Origin of the sequence: Serratia sp. BFP-2025 (assembly GCF_050880365.1) — a bacterium.
GTDB classification, from domain to species: Bacteria; Pseudomonadota; Gammaproteobacteria; order Enterobacterales; family Enterobacteriaceae; genus Serratia; species Serratia surfactantfaciens.
The window spans coordinates 2285287-2301931 of record NZ_JBPAFV010000001.1 but is presented as its reverse complement, the minus strand read 5'-3'; the positions used below and the strand labels follow the sequence as shown (position 1 = coordinate 2301931).

Here is a 16645-nt window from a genome sequence, read left to right as displayed (position 1 = left end):
GGGCAAGGCAGCGCATTTCAAGTTACATCACCCGACAAGCGAAGCCTTTCAGATACAGCCCCTCAGGGTATGTGGCGATCACCGGGTGATCGGCGGCCTGCCGGAACTGCTCTATAAATTGTACATCACGTCCGGCATCTACAGCGGCGTCGGCCAAAATTTTCTGGAACAGGTCGGTCGGCATCAGCCCGGAGCAAGAGAAGCTGAGCAGAATACCGCCTGGGTTCAGCAGCTGCAGCGCCAGCATGTTGATGTCCTTGTAGCCGCGGCAGGCGCTGGCCAGCTGGTTCTTGTTCTCAACGAATTTCGGCGGATCCATGATGATCAGGTCGAACTTCTCGCCCTGGGTGCGGTAGTTGCGCAGCAGCTGGAATACGTCGTCGCGGACGAACTCCGCCTTGTTCAAATCCAGTTTGTTGAGCTCGACGTTCTGTTTGGCGATATCCAGCGCCGCCTGCGAGGTATCCACGCTGATCACCTGCGCGCAGTCGCCCATCAGAGCGGAAACGGCGAAGGCGCCGGTGTAGGAGAAGCAGTTCAGCACCCGACGGCCGGCGGAGTAGTTGCGCGCCGCCAGGCGGCTGTCGCGCTGATCGAGGTAGAAGCCGGTCTTGTGCCCTTGCTGAATGTCCACCAGCAGCTTCATGCCGTGTTCGGTGATCGGCAATAGCTCAGGCGGCAGATCGCCCAATACCGGGCCTTGCGCCAGCGGCAGTCCTTCTTTCTTGCGCACCGCGACGTCGGAGCGATCGTAAATCGAACATTCCGGGTAGCAATGCTGCAGGGCAGAAAGCAGGGCCGGGCGCTGGTATTCCGCGCCGGCGGACAGCAGCTGCAGCACCAGGAAATTCTGGAAGCGATCGATAGTGATGCCCGGCAGGCCGTCGGACTCGCCGGCGATCAGGCGATATCCGTCCAGACCGTCACGCTGTGCGACCCAATCACGCCAACTTTGCGCTTGCTGCAGGCGTCGAATAAAGAAATCGATGTTAATCTCTTCATCCTGCTGGAAGGTCCAGACGCGTGCGCGGATCTGCGACTCGGGCGAATAGGCACCGCGAGCTAGCCATTTGCCCTGGCTGTCGAGAATATCGATGGTTTCACCGGAGAGAGCTTTACCCTCAACGCGTTGAACGGCGCCGGAGAACACCCAAGGGTGGCGACGGAGTAAGGACTTTTCACGTCCTTTGGCGAGAAACAGGCGTACGGTCATAATTAATAATGCTGCCAGCTAGGATAGAAAGAGTGACACGGCGGTGCAAAGGCACGGCAATGCCATAATGAAAACTGAATTAAGGGGGCGATTATGACACAAGTTTGCATTGCTGCGTATGTGTATGGCGTAGTGCAGGGGGTTGGATTTCGCTATTCCACCCAGCGGCAGGCCGAGGCGCTGGGCGTGACCGGCTATGCGCGCAACCTTGATGACGGCAGCGTTCAGGTAGTGGCCTGTGGCGCTCAGGCCCAGGTGGATCAGCTGGTGGCATGGTTGAAACAGGGCGGCCCGCGCAGCGCGCGTGTCGAACGCGTGCTGGTGGAGCCGCAGGGCGTGGCCGATTACGCCGGGTTCGGCATTCGCTATTAAACGCTCGCCTGCAGCTGCGCTGCAGGCTGTGCAGTCAGATGCATTTCACCGGCTTCGGCAACCCGGCTATCTTGGTGGCTTGTTTGGCCGGCCCTTTCGGGAACAGGCGATACAGGTAACGGCTGTTGCCTTTTTCCTCACCGTATTTCTGCGCCATGGCCTTGACCAGCATGCGAATAGCCGGTGAAGTATTGAATTCCTGATAGAAGTCGCGCACGAAGCGCACCACTTCCCAGTGTGCTTCGGTGAGCACGATTTCTTCCTGCGCGGCCAGCAGCGGCGCCAGGCCCTCATGCCAGTCGGCGCTGTTTTTCAGATAGCCCTGCGCGTCAGTGTCGATAACCTGACCTTCAAACTCCAACATACTGCCTCGATAACGGATAATTCGGAACGGCCGCCAGTTTAGCAAATTTTTTCGGCCGCAAAAAACAAAGCCCCGCCGGAGCGGGGCCTGGAAGGCATGCGTAGCGTGCTATCAGTTGCTGCGGGCGAAGCCCAGAATGCTCAGCAGGCTGATGAACATGTTGTAGAGCGACACGTACAGGCTAACGGTGGCGCGAATGTAGTTGGTCTCGCCGCCGTGAATGATGTTGCTGGTTTCCCACAGGATAGCGCCAGCGGAGAACAGAATGAACAGCGCGCTGATCGCCAGATGCAGGGCAGGGATCTGCAGGAACAGGTTGGCGATCACCGCCACCAGCAGCACCACAAAACCGGCCATCATCATGCCTGACAGGAACGACATGTCCTTGCGCGTGGTCAGCACGTAGGCCGAGCAGCAGAAGAACACCGCGGCGGTGCCGCCCAGCGCCAGCATGATCAGATCGCCCGCGCCGGCGTTCAGGAACGAGCTGAGGATCGGGCCGAGGGCATATCCCATGAACCCGGTCAGCGCGAACGCCGCCAGAATGCCCGCCGGGCTGTTGGCCAGCTTATGCGTCAGGAACATCAGGCCGTAGAAGCCGACCAGCATCAGCAATAAGCCCGGCGCCGGCAGGCCCAACATCGTACTGGCGGTAGCGGTCAACGCCGAGAAAGCCAGCGTCAGGGATAACAGGAAATAGGTGTTACGCAGGACTTTATGCGTGCTGAGCAGCGAGTCGCGCGAGGAAGACGAGACGACAATGCGGTCCATAATGCTCTCTCTTATCAAGCCATCACAAAATAATCCCGATGATAGGCAGCGCAAGCGTTTGATTAAAGTCTGTTTACCAATCTTTACCCTTAGTTATCATTATTGCAACCGCGTGGGAGCGGCTGTGCGTTTGTTCGCCGCTTGCATGAGCGTCGCCGATTTTTCGCGCGGTTGAACGCCGCCGGGCTTTACAAGCGAATAAGCTCTGTTTATAGTGCGCGTCGTTGCGGAGGGGTGGCCGAGTGGCTGAAGGCAACGGTCTTGAAAACCGTCGACGGGAAACCGTTCCAGAGTTCGAATCTCTGCTCCTCCGCCATACATTCTGACCCCGCGCTCTCTGAGCGCGGGGTTTTTTGCTTTTGCGTGCGGAGAAACCGGCGCGCTTTGGCAGTAAACGCGTTCGGCTATTGATAAGGGCCACGCATCGGTGAGATTATGCGGTCACCAAGGTCGGCCGTTCGGCTGCCTGCTGCTGTCAGGCGTGACCGGCGTAATAATCAACGCCGCCTTATCAATTTTGCGTAATGCTCTTATGGAGACAGAGATGAACTGGTATCAAGTCGCCCTATGGACCATGATCTTCCTGAAGTCCGGCGCTTTCCTGGTATTCGTATGGTGGTGGATGTTCAAACGCGCGACCAAACCTTATGTGCGCCCGCAGGACGTCGTGGTGGACGATAAGCCGTATGACGAGAATCTCACCATGGAAGAGGTGATGAAAAAACATGGCATTACCCGCGCGGAGAATTCGGTTCAATAAGCGCGTTGCTGCCGCCGGGGGCTTTTATCACGATAGCGCCCCTGTTGATTTTCCTTTCCTGTCCCTGTTGGTTTGCGCGATGAGCGTCCGTTAGCGGCACATCGCGACGGGGAACAACACGCCGTGCATGATATAGGCGTCCTGTCGTACTTTTCGCATCGAAAAGAACCCGTTCTTAATGCCGAGAGAAATCATGGGGATCTCCTTGGTGAGCTCATCCGGTGCGTTGTCGTCGGGGCTTTTGATCACTTCACGTTGCGTCGTCATATAAAAGCCATCGCCTATTTTTTTGAGTTTAAAGATGAGTTTCTGGTCCAGATTGTAGGTTTTACCCCTGAGGGTGATATCGCCGCGTTGCACGATCACCGCCCTGTCTTCATCGTAAATGAACAAGCTGCCCGACACTTTCAGATCGAGAGCGTCGCCTGAAGCCAACAGCTTCCGAGTCACCGTCTCCGCCTTGCAGTTGATGTAGGAGGGGGGACGCAGGGTGAAGACGCGGACTATGACAATAAGAATAATCGCGGCTGACAAGCCGATAATCACTGCTTTGGGGGTGCGCAAGGCCGTCATTTATTTACCGTTGAGTATTTTGTAGGTCACACACTGAGTGTATTGATATTCATTTCCCAGGTAACAAACGCCGAGAAATGTGTCATAACTCAGCGTATGTCTGCGCATCGAAAAATACACGTCGGCGCTGATTTTCTTACAATCTACGTTGCTGAGCTGCAATATCTTCCCCGCCATGCGTTTTTCCGCTTCATTATCGATGTGTTTTTCGGCATCCAGTGAATACAGAGTGCAGTTGTCTTGTTTTCCCAACGCAATTAATTCTTGCTGCAGTTGCTTGGGAAATTCAATCGGATAGAACATCGCCATCATCAATAGTGTGGAGAGCAGGCCGATAATAATGACGGTTGGCGAGAGTCTCAGCCTTTTTAGCGCGTTATTGCGGCGTGGGGAAGGAAATGTCTCGGTCGGCAATGGCGTCTGGGAGGGTATTTCCTCTACCAGAGGCAGGGAGTGTATTTCAACCAACGCGGTAAAGCAAAAACCGACCTTGGCAATGGTTTTTATGGGAGGCGTCTCCCTTCCCAGCAGCTTGAAGGCTTTTCTTATTTCACTCACGGCGACATTCAGGCTGATTGACGAGCCGGTAAAGCCGTATTCTTCCCATACCTTCTGTATCAATACCTCGCGTTTTAATGGAACGTTTGGATGCGTCAGCATTTCAATTAGCAGTCGTGATGCCGGGTTGGATATTCGTATTGATGACTCATGGTTATCAATAAGCTGGAGGTAACAGGTGCTTGCGTCATAGATCACGCAGAGATCGATAATGTATTTCATATTTGCAGGTTTTTATAAGGATATAGGCTTCCAATGCGCGGCTAGTATTTAGGTAAAAGGCAAGGAGGTCAAGGATTATGGCGGAATTCACAAGTGAAGCGGGTTGGTTTTTTATTTTTACGCTGGGCGCAATGTCTGACCTCGAGTGTGATGAATGATGTTTTAAGTGGTTTGTGCTAATAATTTTAATATTTTTAGATTATTGTGATTAAAATTTCTGTTATAAAAAATAATCTTTCTAGTGGTGGCGGTTTGGTGCAGAATTATCCTGGCTGTACGGAACAGGGCTTCCCTGTGCATGTGGCTTATTTTCTATGTTTATCTGGTAATAAGAATTTTCCGTAAAAGTGTTTTTTTCAGTGATGATGACGTGTTCTGGTTAAGCCACGGATGGAGGGGATATGCTCAGTGTCGGTATTGTATCTGAAAATCTGTTCTTCAGAGAGGCGGTCAAGAGAATATTGACGCCAAGGATTTATCATCAAGAACACGTTATTACCTGTTACGGCGATTTGCCATTGGTAATGGGAAGTCGTTGTCATGACATTCTGGTTATTGACGACGCGGTAAAAAGCATGTTGCGTTTCAGCGTGGCGGTAACCTTATTACCGTCCATTCACGGGCTTAAATTTTTTATTGCGACGGAAGAGATGCGCCGCCTGCTATGTCGATCCTTCTGGCACGATGTCGTGGTGTTCGACAAACGGGACAGTGTCTCTAATATGAGCCAGTCTCTGGCGTTATTATTGGCTGATGTTATTCGTTGCTCAGCATCGCCCCAAAAGATAGATGACAGACCGGTTCGCGCGGCGAAACATTGCCTGACGGAAAGCGAGGCGGAAACTCTCCATTTGCTTTCTTTTGGCTATACGGTGACTCAGGTTTCCAAAATGTTGGATAAAAGCGTAAAAACCGTCAGCACGCAGAAATGCAGTGCGTTACGCAAAATGGGGCTGGAAAACCGGGTGCATAATTTGTTGGGGATTTCTTCCGGTTTTATAGGAGAGAGGTAGGGGGCTATTTCTCGCTTATATTCCTGGTGGATACATCACGTTATTTATTGGTTTTTATAAAAACAGGAATGTGATCGCTATTTTTTGCCTCTGTATTACGGGGAGGGACTGTTTCATCCCGCCGGCAGCGGCCGCTTTATTTATTATCTCAAACCAAACTGTTATGGAGTTTTATCATCATGATGAAGAAGATGTTTTCTGTTGCAATCATGGCGGCTGCGGTCGCTGCGCCTACGGCTTTCGCTGAAGATAATTCCGCCGGTGGCGTCATTAACTTTACCGGTGCCATTACCGACACCACCTGTACCATCAACGGCGGCAAAAGTGCGGATTTCACCGTAGCGCTGAGCCCGATCTCGGTGACCGATGCCGGTAACGCCGTTGGGCCAATCACCAAAAACAAAAAGTCCTTCTCGCTGACCTTCTCCGGCTGTTCGCCGGCGGCCGGCACGGCAGGCACCCCGCTGAAAATTTACTTCTCCTCCGCGGATAACATTTCCACTGACGGCAAATATTTGCTGAACAACTCGGTCAACGAGAACGACGCTTCCGTCGCGAAGAACGTGGGCTTCTCTCTGGCGGAAACCGGTTCTTCTACGCCGATCCAACTGAACGTGCCGTATGTCACCGACATCATGGGCGACAAAACGGCGCCGGATTCGGAAACCCTGACGCTGGACGCGTACTACTACAAAACCAACGCCGAAGCGGCAAAAGTGGGCGCTCTGAGCTCCAACGTGACTTACACCATTTCTTACCTGTAATCACGCTGACCGCCAGGCCCCTGACCGGGCCTGGCCACTCGGGGGAACGATGAAAAAATACTTGATGATGGCGGCGTTGCTGCTCACTGCCGTTGGCGCTCAGGCCAACGTGGTGGTTAACGGGACGCGGGTTATTTATCCGGCAAACAACAAGGACGTGATTGTCCAACTGCTGAACAATGGCGCCGACCCCTCATTGGTTCAGGCCTGGATCGACGACGGCGATATCAATTCCACCCCGGAAACCGCCAATGTGCCGTTTTTGCTGTCGCCGCCGGTGGTGAAGGTCAACGGCAATAGCGGCCAGCAGCTGCGAATTCAGAAAGTCGGCGCCGCGTTGGCGGCGGATCGCGAATCGGTGTTCTATCTCAACGTGCTGGATATCCCGCCGACGCCGGAAAACCTGCAGGGCACCAACACGCTGCAGCTGGCGATCAAGTCGCGCATCAAACTGTTCTACCGCCCGCCGGCGTTAACCCGCGGCGTAGAAAGCGCGTTGGAAAAACTGACGCTGCAAGCCAACGGCAAAGGGTTCGACGTCACCAACAGCAGCCCGTATTTCATTACGATAGCGAATATCGGCCAGGGCGCGGACAAACACTTGCTGGTTGACTCGCTCATGGTTGCGCCGTTTTCCACCCAGTTTGCCGCCAGCAAACGATCGGTCACTAAAAACGCCCGCTATGACCTGATGTATATCGACGATCTGGGGGCTTACAAGTCTAAAGCCGTCACCGCACACTAACCTGAAAGAACAACAATGAAGCTGAATAAAAAAGTCCTCTCGTTGCTGACCGCCTCTTCATTCTTGTTGCCGGACACGGCCTGGGCGGTGACGTTCGATACTTCGCTGCTGGCCGGCGAATCGCGCGATTCCGATCTTTCGCGTTTTTATCTCAACAATGACATGCCTGCCGGCCGGCAGGAGATCGATGTGTATGTCAACCATGACTGGAAAGGGCGCTACGCGCTGCTGTTTGGCGCCCAGCGCGACGATATTCAAATCGACTACCGGGATGCGCAGCGGCTGGGCATCGATCTGAGCCGGTTGCCGGCACCTCAGGCGCCCCAGGAGACGCTGCCAATCGCCACGCTGGTACAGGGCGGGCGGTTTGATATGGACGTCGGCGCGCTTAGCCTGCGGTTGACGGTGCCGCAGGCGCGGGTCAACCGGTCGGAGGCGGGGTATGTCGATCCCGCCTTTTGGAATCGCGGCATCTCAGCGCTGACGCTGGCCTACAACGCGACCTACTATCACGCAGAGACGCACGGCGACGGCAATCGCAGCAGCAATGACGATCTCTATACCGGGCTGGAGTCAGGGATCAACCTGGCCGGTTGGCAATTTCGCGACAGCAGCAGCTTTCGCCACGGCAGCGGGCGCGGTAGTCACTGGCAGAACAACACGCGCTATCTGCAGCGCGGCTTCGCCGACATCAAATCCAACCTGACCGTCGGTGATTTTTATTCGCCGGGGGATCTGTTCGACTCGGTGCGCATTCGCGGGGTGGCGCTGGCGTCGGACATCAGCATGCGCCCCAACTCGCAGCAAGGTTTTTCACCGATCGTTCGGGGCGTGGCGCAAACCAATGCGTTGGTGAAAGTGGTGCAGAACGGCAACGTCATCTATCAGGAAAACGTGCCGCCGGGCGCCTTTACGCTCGACAGCATTCAACCTACCGGCTCGGCGGGCGATCTGTGGGTGACGGTCAAAGAAGCGGATGGGCGCGAGCAGTCGTTCAGCGTGCCGTTTTCCGCCGTGCCCAACATGTTGAAGCAGGGTGTCGGCCAATACAGCGTGCTGGCGGGCAAGGTTAACGAAAGCAATACCGATTACGATCCCGGCTTTGTGCAAGGCACCTTGCAGTATGGTTTCAATAACCTGGTGACCGGCTATGCCGGCAGCATTTTGAGCGACGATTATCAGGCCTGGCTGCTCGGCAGCGGCTGGAACCTGCCGATTGGGGCGGTGTCCATCGATCTGACGCATGCCGATACCCGTCTGAAAAATCGCCGCGAAAGCGGGCAGAGCTTTCGCATCGCCTACAGTAAATTTCTCGATGTCACCGCCACCAACTTCACGTTGGCGGCCTACCGTTACTCCACCCGCGGTTACTACAGCTTTACCGACGCCATTTACTCCAATGACGGCTATCGCCAACTGGAGCGGCAATTTGATCGCTGGCGCGACGAAGAGGGTGTATCGGAACTGGATATGAACACCTGGGATGCGCTGCGTTCCGCGCGGCCGAAAAATACCTTTACGCTTAACCTGAACCAGCGCCTGAACGAAGGCTGGGGCACGTTGTTCTTCTCCGGCTCTCAACGCGATTACTGGACGGCCAACGCCAAGAGCCGCGAATACCAGCTGGGCTACTCCAACAATCTGGGGCGCGTCAGCTACGCGGTTTCCGCCAGCCGGGTGCGCAACAGCCAGCGTGAAGAAGAGACGCGCTATTACCTGTCATTCAGCCTGCCGCTGTCGGTATTCGACAACAACGCCTATCTCAGCACCGGTCTGTCGGCGACGGACTCCCACTATCAGCAAAGCACGGTCAGCCTGAGCGGCAACGCGCTGGAATCCAACCGCCTGAGTTACTCGCTGAGCGGCAGCAACCGCAGCGGCGGCGACAATATGGCCAGCGTCAATGCGGCCTATCGCGCTCGCGCTTCGACGCTGGGCGTCTCCTACAGCGAAGGCAACGATTATCGTCAGAGCGGCCTCAGCGCACGCGGCAGCCTGGTGGCGATCCCCTGGCATTTGCTGGCGTCGAACGAAATCGGTAACACCATGACGGTGGTGGAGGCGCCGCAGGCTGCGGGGTTGATGGTCAACGGCGACGAAAGCATCGTCACCAACGCGCAAGGATTGGCGCTGGTGCCCTACGCCACGCCGTACCGGCAAAACTCGATCACGCTATCGGATACCGGCCACAGCAGCGGGGCGGAAATCAGCGGCAACGTCGCCAACCACGTGCCTTACTACGGCGCGGTCAGCTACCTGAAATTCGAAACCGATCAACGCCGGCCATTCCAGCAACGGGCGCAACGCGCCGATGGCGCGCCGCTGCCGTTCGGCGCCGAAGTGCTGGATGAACACGATCGGTCGGTAGGCTTTGTCGGCCAGGCCAGCGTGCTGTATCTGCGCGCCGAACAGCCGCCAACGGCGTTGACGGTGCAACTGCGCGACGGCCGCTGCCGCATCGCCAAACCTACTCTGACGCTGGATGCGTCGCCCGGCGTTTGCCGCTAATACAGGATAATCGAACCTATGATCAGGCTGATTTCTTTACTGCTGCTGTCCGGGTTGTTCAGCGGCTATGGCTATGCTTCCTGCTATGGCAAAGGAGCGGAGTTTGCGCCCCCGATTTTCGTTGATCTCTCCGACAAGCTGAGCGCCAATACGCCGGTCTGGGAGGCGCAATATAATACCCAGTACACCGGCACATTTAACTGCAGCAAGTCCAAAAGCAACTTTTCCTACACCATCAAGCTTTCGCCGAAAGATTCGCAGGCCGCGATTTTCGGTTTTAACAACGGTCAACAGTGGATCCGAGCGGAAATCACCAACAAGATAAGCGACAGAACGTTGAGGGGGCGCGGGGAACACTCCGCGTCAGAATTAAACTCGCCGATGACCATTCGTTATTCGCTGGTGCAAAAACCCAAAGATGGGCGGGTGGTGCCGGGCGATACCTTGATGCTTGATGACGTTTTACTGGTGAGCGATGTGACCGGTATCGGCATTCTGGAATTGCCGTTCTGGCTGCTGGAACAAGTAGGGAAACTGCTCACCTGGTTGCTTACCGGCAACTGGCCTTATGACGATCGCGACATGTACGGCCAGCCGATGAACATCAAATACGCGCCGAAAACCACCACCTGTCGTTTCGACAATGCCGGCCTGACGGTCAGGTTGCCCAAAATGGGCGTGGCGCAGGTGCTGAATAACAGCCAACCCGGCTACACACCGTTCTCGCTCACCATCAGCTGCCAGAACATGCAGCAGGAAGGCATCGCCGATCGCGCCGTAGAGATGTTCCTGTCCAGCAATAACCTGCTGGCCTCTGACGCCAGCGTACTGACCAATGCCAATGCGGGCGGTGCGCAAGGGGTGGGGCTGCGGCTGGTCAAGCGCGACATGCCGAGCTCGCCGGTGGTGTTGTCGCCCTCCAACGTCGATCGCGGCGGCGCCACCTCGCTGTTTCACGTCGCCGCCGGCGGCAGTCTGAACAGTCACTTCATCATCGGCATGGGCGCTTATTATTACCCTTATCAGCGTGATGGCGTCACGCAGGGGGAAATTAACACCTCGGCCACGTTGAACATCATCTATCCCTGAGAGGAATGGGCTGGGAAGCACCGGTGAGCCGCCGTCTCGCTCATCGGTCCTTTCCGGCGCCACGTTCGAGAATCTGTGCGCCGGTGCCCTGTTGGCCCAGAATATCGTTTGGGTTACGCAGCGGGCAGTCGGCAAGCGACAGGCAACCGCAGCCGATGCAGCCGTCGAGATGGTCGCGCAGCATGGTCAGCCGTTGAATGCGCTCATCGAGCGTTTTGCGCCAGGCGGAGGACAACACGCCCCATTGCTCCGAGGTCAGCTTGCTGCCGGCGGGAAAGCGGCCCAGCGTGGCGCGGATCTCCTCCAGCGGAATGCCTGCGCTTTGCGCGATCTTGATCACCGCGATGTAACGCAGCACCACCGGCGTGTAGCGGCGCTGGTTGCCGGCGTTGCGCGTCGCCTGAATCAGCCCCTTGCTCTCGTAAAAGTGCAAAGCGGACACCGCTACGCCACTGCGTTTCGCCACCTCTCCCACGGTCAGCAGCCGATAGTTGTCAATCGGTTCATTTCTTGCCATTCCACATCCCTTAGCTTGACCTCAAGTTAACCTGAGGTTTTATAGTGCAGCCAGCCGGGCTTGGCAACCGGCATCTCTCGTCACCTGCCTGCGTTGCGTCGGGGGAAGGATGGCTTTGGCTGTAAAATCAGGAAGAAACCGTTACATGATGAAACGATACCTCATTATTGCCGCACTGTTGGCGGCGGTCGCCGTCGCTGCGGTAGCGATGCGCTCCACCGCCCGGCAAAGCGAAGGCGCGCCGGCCTATCCGCCGGTAAAAGTGGCGCTGGCGCCGGCCCTGCGTGAACAAACGGCGCGCAGCTATGCCGGCGTGGGCGAGCTGGAAGCGGCCAGCCAGGTGGAGGTCGCGGCGGAGACCAGCGGCCGCATCACGCGCATTCTGTTCGAGTCCGGCCAAACGGTGCGGCAGGGGCAACTGCTGGTGCAGCTCAACGATGCGGTCGAGCAAGCGGAGCTGGTGCGCCTGCAGGCGCAGCTGCGCAATGCCGATCTGCTGCTGGGGCGCATGCGCAAGCTGATGAACCTTAACGCCACCGCGCGGCAGCAGTTGGACGATGCGCTGGCTGAACGGGATATGGCGCTCGGTGCGGTGCAGGAAACGCAGGCCAAAATCGCCCAGAAGGCGATCCGCGCGCCGTTCTCCGGCGTCATCGGCATTCGCCGCGTGCATGAAGGGCAATACCTCAACGCCGCCGAGGCGGTGGCCAACCTGGTGGATGCCGATACGCTGCGGGTCAATTTCTCGCTGGACGAACAAAGCAGCGCCGGATTGGCGTTGGGCCAGGCGGTATCGGTGCAGGTCGGCGCCTATCCCGATCGCGCTTTCCCCGCCGTTATTACCGCTATCGATCCGATGATCGGCAAATCTCGTACCGTACAGGTGCAGGCGACGTTGACTAACCGCCAGGGATTGCTGAAGGCCGGCATGTACGCCGGCATTCGCGTCACGCAGCAACAGCGCGTGGCGGTGCTGACGGTGCCGGAAACGGCGCTGACCTATACGGCGTACGGCGATACCGTGTTCGTCGCGCAGCAGAGTGAAAAGGGCATGGTGGTCAAGCGCGTCTCGGTCACCGTGGGCGAACGCAATGACGGGCGCGTCGAGATCGTCAGTGGCCTGCAGGAAGGCGAGCGGGTGGTGACCTCGGGCCAGCTCAAACTGAGTGACGGCATGGCGGCCAAGCCGGTGGCGCAGGATACCCTGAGCGCCGCCCAGGCCGGTTCCTGAGGAGAGACCGATGACATTTACCGATCTGTTCGTGCGCCGACCGGTGCTGGCGCTGGTGGTCAGCACGCTGATCCTGCTGTTCGGCGCGCTGGCGCTCAGCCAATTGCCGATTCGCCAATACCCGCTGCTGGAAAATTCGACCATCACCATCAGCACCGACTATCCCGGTGCCTCGTCCGAGCTGATGCAGGGCTTCGTCACGCAGCCGATCGCCCAGGCGGTGTCGTCCGTCGAAGGCGTTGATTACCTTTCTTCCTCGTCGGTGCAGGGGCGTAGCGTGGTGACGGTGCGCATGGCGCTGAACCGCGATTCCACCCAGGCGCTGACCGAGGTGATGGCCAAGGTCAATCAGGTGCGTTACAAGCTGCCGGAGCAGGCATACGATCCGGTGATTGAGCGTTCCGCCGGTGAAGCTACCGCCGTGGCCTATGTCGGTTTCTCCAGTAAAACGCTGTCCACGCCGGCGCTGAGCGAATACCTGACGCGGGTGGTGGAGCCGATGTTCACCACCATCGACGGCGTCGCCAAGGTTGAAGTGTTCGGCGGGCAAAAAATGGCGATGCGCCTGTGGCTGGACAGCGATCGGCTGGCGGGCCGCGGCCTGACCGCCGCCGACGTGGCCGACGCGGTGCGGCGCAACAACTATCAGGCGGCGCCGGGCAAGGTGAAAGGGCAGTATGTGGTCGCCAACGTGCGGGTGAATACCGATCTCACCAGCGTGGAGGAGTTTCGCAATCTGGTGGTGCGCAACGACGGTAACGGCCTGGTGCGCTTGAAAGACGTCGGCACCGTGGAGCTGGGCGCCGCGGCCACGGAGACCAGCGCGCTGATGGATGGCGAACCGGCGGTGTTCCTCGGCGTCTTCCCCACGCCGACCGGTAATCCGCTGGTGATCGTCGACGGCATTCGTCACCTGATGCCGGCGATCGACAAGATGCAGCCGCCGGGCGTGAAGATGGCGCTGGCGTTTGAAACCGCGCGCTTTATTCAGGCCTCGATCGATGAAGTGGTGCATACCCTGCTGGAAGCGCTGGCGATCGTAGTGGCGGTGATCTACCTGTGTCTGGGATCGCTGCGCACCGTGTTGATCCCGGTGGTGACCATTCCCTTGTCGATTCTCGGTGCCGCCGGGCTGATGCTGGCCTTTGGCTTCAGCGTCAATCTGCTGACGCTGCTGGCGATGGTTCTGGCGATCGGTCTGGTGGTGGACGACGCCATCGTGGTGGTGGAGAACGTGCATCGCCATATCGAAGAGGGGAAAACGCCGCTGGCGGCGGCGATGATCGGCGCGCGCGAGGTGGCGGGGCCGGTGATCGCCATGACTCTGACGCTGGCGGCGGTCTACGCGCCGATCGGCCTGATGGGCGGGCTGACCGGCGCGCTGTTCCGCGAGTTCGCGCTGACGCTGGCCGGCGCGGTGGTGGTGTCCGGCGTGGTGGCGCTCACGTTGTCGCCGGTGATGAGTTCTCTCCTGCTGCCCGCCAAACAGAGCGAAGGGCGCGTGGCGCGCGCCGCCGAGTGGTTCTTCGGCGGCCTGACGCGGCGCTATGCCCGCGCGCTGGATTTCTCGCTGCATCACCGTTGGCTGACCGGAGCGCTGGCGCTGCTGGTGATGATCAGCCTGCCGCTGCTGTATCTGATGCCGCAGCGCGAGCTGGCGCCGACCGAGGATCAGGCCATCGTACTGACCGCCATCAAGGCGCCGCAGCATGCTAACCTGAACTATGTCGAACGCTTCGCCTATAAGCTGGATGAGGTCTACAACCGCATGCCGGAAACCGAAAGCCGTTGGATCATCAACGGCAGCGACGGCACGGCGTCCGGCATCGGCGGCATCAACCTGACGCTATGGCAGGCGCGCCAGCGCTCAGCGTCGGCGGTGCAGGCCGATCTGCAACGGGCGGTGAACGATGTCGAAGGCACCAGCATTTTCGCCTTCCAGCTGCCCGCTTTGCCGGGCTCCACCGGTGGGCTGCCGGTGCAGATGGTGTTGCGCACGCCGCAGGACTACCCGCAGCTGTACCGCACCCTGGAAGAGGTCAAGCAGAACGCCAGAAACAGCGGCCTGTTTATGGTGGTAGACAGCGATTTGGACTACAACAATCCGCTGGCGGAGGTGCACATCGACCGCGCCAAGGCCAACAGCCTCGGGATCCGCATGAGCGACATCGGCGAATCGCTGGCGGTGCTGGTGGGCGAGAACTACCTCAACCGCTTCGGCATGGACGGGCGCGCCTATGACGTGATCCCGCAGAGCCTGCGCGAACAGCGGCTGACGCCGCAGGCGCTGGCGCGGCAGTATGTCCGCACGCAGGACAATACGCTGGTGCCGCTCTCCACCGTGGTGTCGGTGGCGGTTAAGGTCGAGCCGAACAAGCTGACCCAGTTCAACCAGCAGAACGCGGCCACCCTGCAGGCGATCCCTGCGCCCGGCGTTTCGATGGGCGAAGCGGTAGCGTTCCTCGAACGGCAGGCGAATGCGCTGCCGGCCGAATTCAGCCACGATTGGCAGGGGGATTCGCGCCAGTATACCCAGGAAGGCAGCGCGCTGGCGTTCGCGTTCCTGGCGGCGCTGGTCATCATCTACCTGGTGCTGGCGGCGCAGTACGAGAGCCTGAAGGATCCGCTGATCATTCTGATCACCGTGCCGCTGTCGATCTGCGGCGCCTTGCTGCCGCTGGCGCTGGGCTACGCGACGATGAATATCTATACCCAGGTCGGGCTGGTGACCCTGATCGGGCTTATCAGCAAGCACGGCATTTTGATGGTGGAGTTCGCCAACGAGCTGCAGATGCATCAGGGGCTGGCGCGGCGTGCCGCGATTTTGCAGGCGGCGCAAATTCGTCTGCGGCCGGTGCTGATGACCACCGGGGCGATGGTGTTCGGCCTGATCCCGCTGCTGTTCGCCAGCGGCGCCGGCGCCGCCAGCCGCTTCGGTCTGGGCTTGGTGATCGTATCCGGCATGCTGGTGGGCACGCTGTTTACCCTGTTCGTGTTGCCGACGGTGTATACGTTGCTGGCGCGCGACCACGCGGTAGCCTCACCTCGTCAGCGCGAGTTGGCCGCTGCGCAAAAGGCGCTGACGGAGTAAGCCGCCGGCGCCCGCGTGAAAAATAAACCCGCCTCGGCGGGTTTTTTCGTCAGTTTTTGCAGCCCATCAACTCCGGCAGCACGCCGGGTTTGCTCTTCAGCGAAGCCTGCACGTCGTCCGGCAGGCCGGCCCAGATGATCAGACCGGTGCGTTTCTCAATTTCGTCGACCGTCACGCGGAATTGGCAGAAATCGGCGCCCTTCGGCGTGTTCTGGTCGAACAGGAAGGCGGCGTAGTGGTTTACCGCCGGGCTGTTGTTGATAAAAATCACCTTCCAGTAGGCGCTGGGGATGGTGTGCGCTTTCTGGGTGCCCGGCAGTTTGCCCATATCGCGTTCATACAGCGGTCCGGTCACGGTATAGACCGAAGAGATGTCGGCGCGATCGATCAGCTTGCGTTCCTGGTCTTCCAGCCGTGCCCAGGCGCCCTGGTTCAGATCGGACTTTTGCGGCGTGATGTTGGACAGATAGTTCAGCGATTCCCAGTCGGAAACGCCTGCCAGAGAAGCCAGCGGTGCCTGATGGCCGCGATCGACCTTCAGCGCCGCGTTGGCGCCGGTGTAATCGGCGGGCGCCAGGGTATCCGCCGGATTGAGCGCCGGATCGGTTTTCCAGTTGCGCGTCTTGCCGCTGGCTGGCGTGTCTTTGGTGATGTGATAGGCCACCCAGTTGGCGAACTTGGTGGTGCTGTTGTTATTCAATGTATAAGCATGACGCACGATCGACACGTTGCTGCTGCCGCCGGTCGGGCAGCCGACCGCGCAGTTGTCGATGGATTCGAGCGTGTCGGCCGACGCCTGTGCGGCGAACAGCAGGGCGACCAGGGCCAACATCTTGTTGTTAAAGCGCATATTC

General features: G+C 58.4%; 16 protein-coding genes and 1 tRNA gene. 10 read left to right on the top strand and 7 right to left on the bottom strand.

The genetic code is table 11. From position 1 onward, the window contains the following. Positions 1 to 22: 22 nt before the first annotated feature. Positions 23 to 1213: a 23S rRNA (cytosine(1962)-C(5))-methyltransferase RlmI gene (gene rlmI / locus ACRAWE_RS11085; RefSeq protein WP_063919149.1), complete on the bottom strand. Its 1191-nt coding sequence runs from the start codon at positions 1211 to 1213 to the stop codon at positions 23 to 25. A 93-nt stretch (positions 1214 to 1306) separates the two neighbouring features. Between rlmI and yccX the strand changes: the two genes are divergently transcribed. Continuing rightward, entirely contained in the window at positions 1307 to 1585 is a 279-nt protein-coding gene (gene yccX / locus ACRAWE_RS11080) for an acylphosphatase (protein ID WP_025160338.1), read from the top strand. Positions 1586 to 1619: 34 nt separating this feature from the next. On the opposite strand, the gene tusE is transcribed toward yccX, so the two are convergent. Together tusE and yccA are read right to left on the bottom strand one after the other, a co-directional pair. Beyond that, entirely contained in the window at positions 1620 to 1949 is a 330-nt protein-coding gene (gene tusE, locus ACRAWE_RS11075) for a sulfurtransferase TusE (RefSeq protein WP_004928095.1), read from the bottom strand. Between the two features lie 111 nt (positions 1950 to 2060). Further along, positions 2061 to 2720 carry an FtsH protease modulator YccA gene (gene yccA, locus ACRAWE_RS11070; protein WP_004928091.1) on the bottom strand — a complete coding sequence of 220 codons (660 nt, stop codon included), beginning with the start codon at positions 2718 to 2720 and terminating at the stop codon, positions 2061 to 2063. 228 nt (positions 2721 to 2948) lie between these two features. On the opposite strand from yccA, the gene ACRAWE_RS11065 reads away from it, so the two are divergent. After that, positions 2949 to 3036 (top strand) — tRNA-Ser (locus tag ACRAWE_RS11065). Between the two features lie 228 nt (positions 3037 to 3264). Then, positions 3265 to 3480 (top strand): hypothetical protein, encoded by a 216-nt coding sequence (locus ACRAWE_RS11060; RefSeq protein ID WP_019456259.1) that lies wholly within the window; start codon positions 3265 to 3267, stop codon positions 3478 to 3480. A gap of 90 nt (positions 3481 to 3570) precedes the next feature. Here the strand turns inward: ACRAWE_RS11060 and ACRAWE_RS11055 are convergent, their stop codons facing one another. Next, positions 3571 to 4053, bottom strand: a complete 483-nt coding sequence (locus ACRAWE_RS11055; protein WP_019456258.1) for a hypothetical protein — start codon at positions 4051 to 4053, stop codon at positions 3571 to 3573. Next, positions 4054 to 4833, bottom strand: a complete 780-nt coding sequence (locus tag ACRAWE_RS11050) for a winged helix-turn-helix domain-containing protein (RefSeq protein ID WP_432525346.1) — start codon at positions 4831 to 4833, stop codon at positions 4054 to 4056. It abuts the gene before it with no gap. Between the two features lie 401 nt (positions 4834 to 5234). Between ACRAWE_RS11050 and ACRAWE_RS11045 the strand changes: the two genes are divergently transcribed. From ACRAWE_RS11045 to ACRAWE_RS11025, 5 genes are all read left to right on the top strand, one after another. After that, a complete protein-coding gene (locus ACRAWE_RS11045) occupies positions 5235 to 5846 on the top strand; it encodes a LuxR C-terminal-related transcriptional regulator (RefSeq protein ID WP_211130284.1) in 612 nt (203 codons plus the stop codon). A 179-nt stretch (positions 5847 to 6025) separates the two neighbouring features. Continuing rightward, positions 6026 to 6610: a fimbrial protein gene (locus tag ACRAWE_RS11040; protein ID WP_019456255.1), complete on the top strand. Its 585-nt coding sequence runs from the start codon at positions 6026 to 6028 to the stop codon at positions 6608 to 6610. A 49-nt stretch (positions 6611 to 6659) separates the two neighbouring features. Next, entirely contained in the window at positions 6660 to 7355 is a 696-nt protein-coding gene (locus ACRAWE_RS11035; RefSeq protein ID WP_063919152.1) for a fimbrial biogenesis chaperone, read from the top strand. Positions 7356 to 7370: 15 nt separating this feature from the next. Continuing rightward, positions 7371 to 9863 carry a fimbria/pilus outer membrane usher protein gene (locus ACRAWE_RS11030; protein ID WP_019456253.1) on the top strand — a complete coding sequence of 831 codons (2493 nt, stop codon included), beginning with the start codon at positions 7371 to 7373 and terminating at the stop codon, positions 9861 to 9863. 18 nt (positions 9864 to 9881) lie between these two features. Next, positions 9882 to 10952: a fimbrial protein gene (locus ACRAWE_RS11025; RefSeq protein WP_211130286.1), complete on the top strand. Its 1071-nt coding sequence runs from the start codon at positions 9882 to 9884 to the stop codon at positions 10950 to 10952. Between the two features lie 40 nt (positions 10953 to 10992). Here ACRAWE_RS11025 and soxR read toward each other — a convergent pair whose 3' ends face one another. Continuing rightward, positions 10993 to 11469 carry a redox-sensitive transcriptional activator SoxR gene (gene soxR / locus ACRAWE_RS11020; protein ID WP_432525345.1) on the bottom strand — a complete coding sequence of 159 codons (477 nt, stop codon included), beginning with the start codon at positions 11467 to 11469 and terminating at the stop codon, positions 10993 to 10995. A 145-nt stretch (positions 11470 to 11614) separates the two neighbouring features. On the opposite strand from soxR, the gene ACRAWE_RS11015 reads away from it, so the two are divergent. Together ACRAWE_RS11015 and ACRAWE_RS11010 are read left to right on the top strand one after the other, a co-directional pair. Further along, positions 11615 to 12700 carry an efflux RND transporter periplasmic adaptor subunit gene (locus tag ACRAWE_RS11015; RefSeq protein WP_432525344.1) on the top strand — a complete coding sequence of 362 codons (1086 nt, stop codon included), beginning with the start codon at positions 11615 to 11617 and terminating at the stop codon, positions 12698 to 12700. A 10-nt stretch (positions 12701 to 12710) separates the two neighbouring features. After that, positions 12711 to 15791: a MexW/MexI family multidrug efflux RND transporter permease subunit gene (locus tag ACRAWE_RS11010; RefSeq protein ID WP_197667445.1), complete on the top strand. Its 3081-nt coding sequence runs from the start codon at positions 12711 to 12713 to the stop codon at positions 15789 to 15791. A 49-nt stretch (positions 15792 to 15840) separates the two neighbouring features. Here the strand turns inward: ACRAWE_RS11010 and ACRAWE_RS11005 are convergent, their stop codons facing one another. Further along, positions 15841 to 16641 (bottom strand): DNA/RNA non-specific endonuclease, encoded by an 801-nt coding sequence (locus tag ACRAWE_RS11005; protein WP_060387549.1) that lies wholly within the window; start codon positions 16639 to 16641, stop codon positions 15841 to 15843. Positions 16642 to 16645: the final 4 nt, after the last annotated feature.

Coding starts and splice junctions, on each gene's coding strand:
- rlmI (WP_063919149.1), bottom strand. CDS start 1,213: ATGACCGTACGCCTGTTTCTCGCCAAAGGACGTGAAAAGTCCTTACTC.
- yccX (WP_025160338.1), top strand. CDS start 1,307: ATGACACAAGTTTGCATTGCTGCGTATGTGTATGGCGTAGTGCAGGGG.
- tusE (WP_004928095.1), bottom strand. CDS start 1,949: ATGTTGGAGTTTGAAGGTCAGGTTATCGACACTGACGCGCAGGGCTAT.
- yccA (WP_004928091.1), bottom strand. CDS start 2,720: ATGGACCGCATTGTCGTCTCGTCTTCCTCGCGCGACTCGCTGCTCAGC.
- ACRAWE_RS11060 (WP_019456259.1), top strand. CDS start 3,265: ATGAACTGGTATCAAGTCGCCCTATGGACCATGATCTTCCTGAAGTCC.
- ACRAWE_RS11055 (WP_019456258.1), bottom strand. CDS start 4,053: ATGACGGCCTTGCGCACCCCCAAAGCAGTGATTATCGGCTTGTCAGCC.
- ACRAWE_RS11050 (WP_432525346.1), bottom strand. CDS start 4,833: ATGAAATACATTATCGATCTCTGCGTGATCTATGACGCAAGCACCTGT.
- ACRAWE_RS11045 (WP_211130284.1), top strand. CDS start 5,235: ATGCTCAGTGTCGGTATTGTATCTGAAAATCTGTTCTTCAGAGAGGCG.
- ACRAWE_RS11040 (WP_019456255.1), top strand. CDS start 6,026: ATGATGAAGAAGATGTTTTCTGTTGCAATCATGGCGGCTGCGGTCGCT.
- ACRAWE_RS11035 (WP_063919152.1), top strand. CDS start 6,660: ATGAAAAAATACTTGATGATGGCGGCGTTGCTGCTCACTGCCGTTGGC.
- ACRAWE_RS11030 (WP_019456253.1), top strand. CDS start 7,371: ATGAAGCTGAATAAAAAAGTCCTCTCGTTGCTGACCGCCTCTTCATTC.
- ACRAWE_RS11025 (WP_211130286.1), top strand. CDS start 9,882: ATGATCAGGCTGATTTCTTTACTGCTGCTGTCCGGGTTGTTCAGCGGC.
- soxR (WP_432525345.1), bottom strand. CDS start 11,469: ATGGCAAGAAATGAACCGATTGACAACTATCGGCTGCTGACCGTGGGA.
- ACRAWE_RS11015 (WP_432525344.1), top strand. CDS start 11,615: ATGATGAAACGATACCTCATTATTGCCGCACTGTTGGCGGCGGTCGCC.
- ACRAWE_RS11010 (WP_197667445.1), top strand. CDS start 12,711: ATGACATTTACCGATCTGTTCGTGCGCCGACCGGTGCTGGCGCTGGTG.
- ACRAWE_RS11005 (WP_060387549.1), bottom strand. CDS start 16,641: ATGCGCTTTAACAACAAGATGTTGGCCCTGGTCGCCCTGCTGTTCGCC.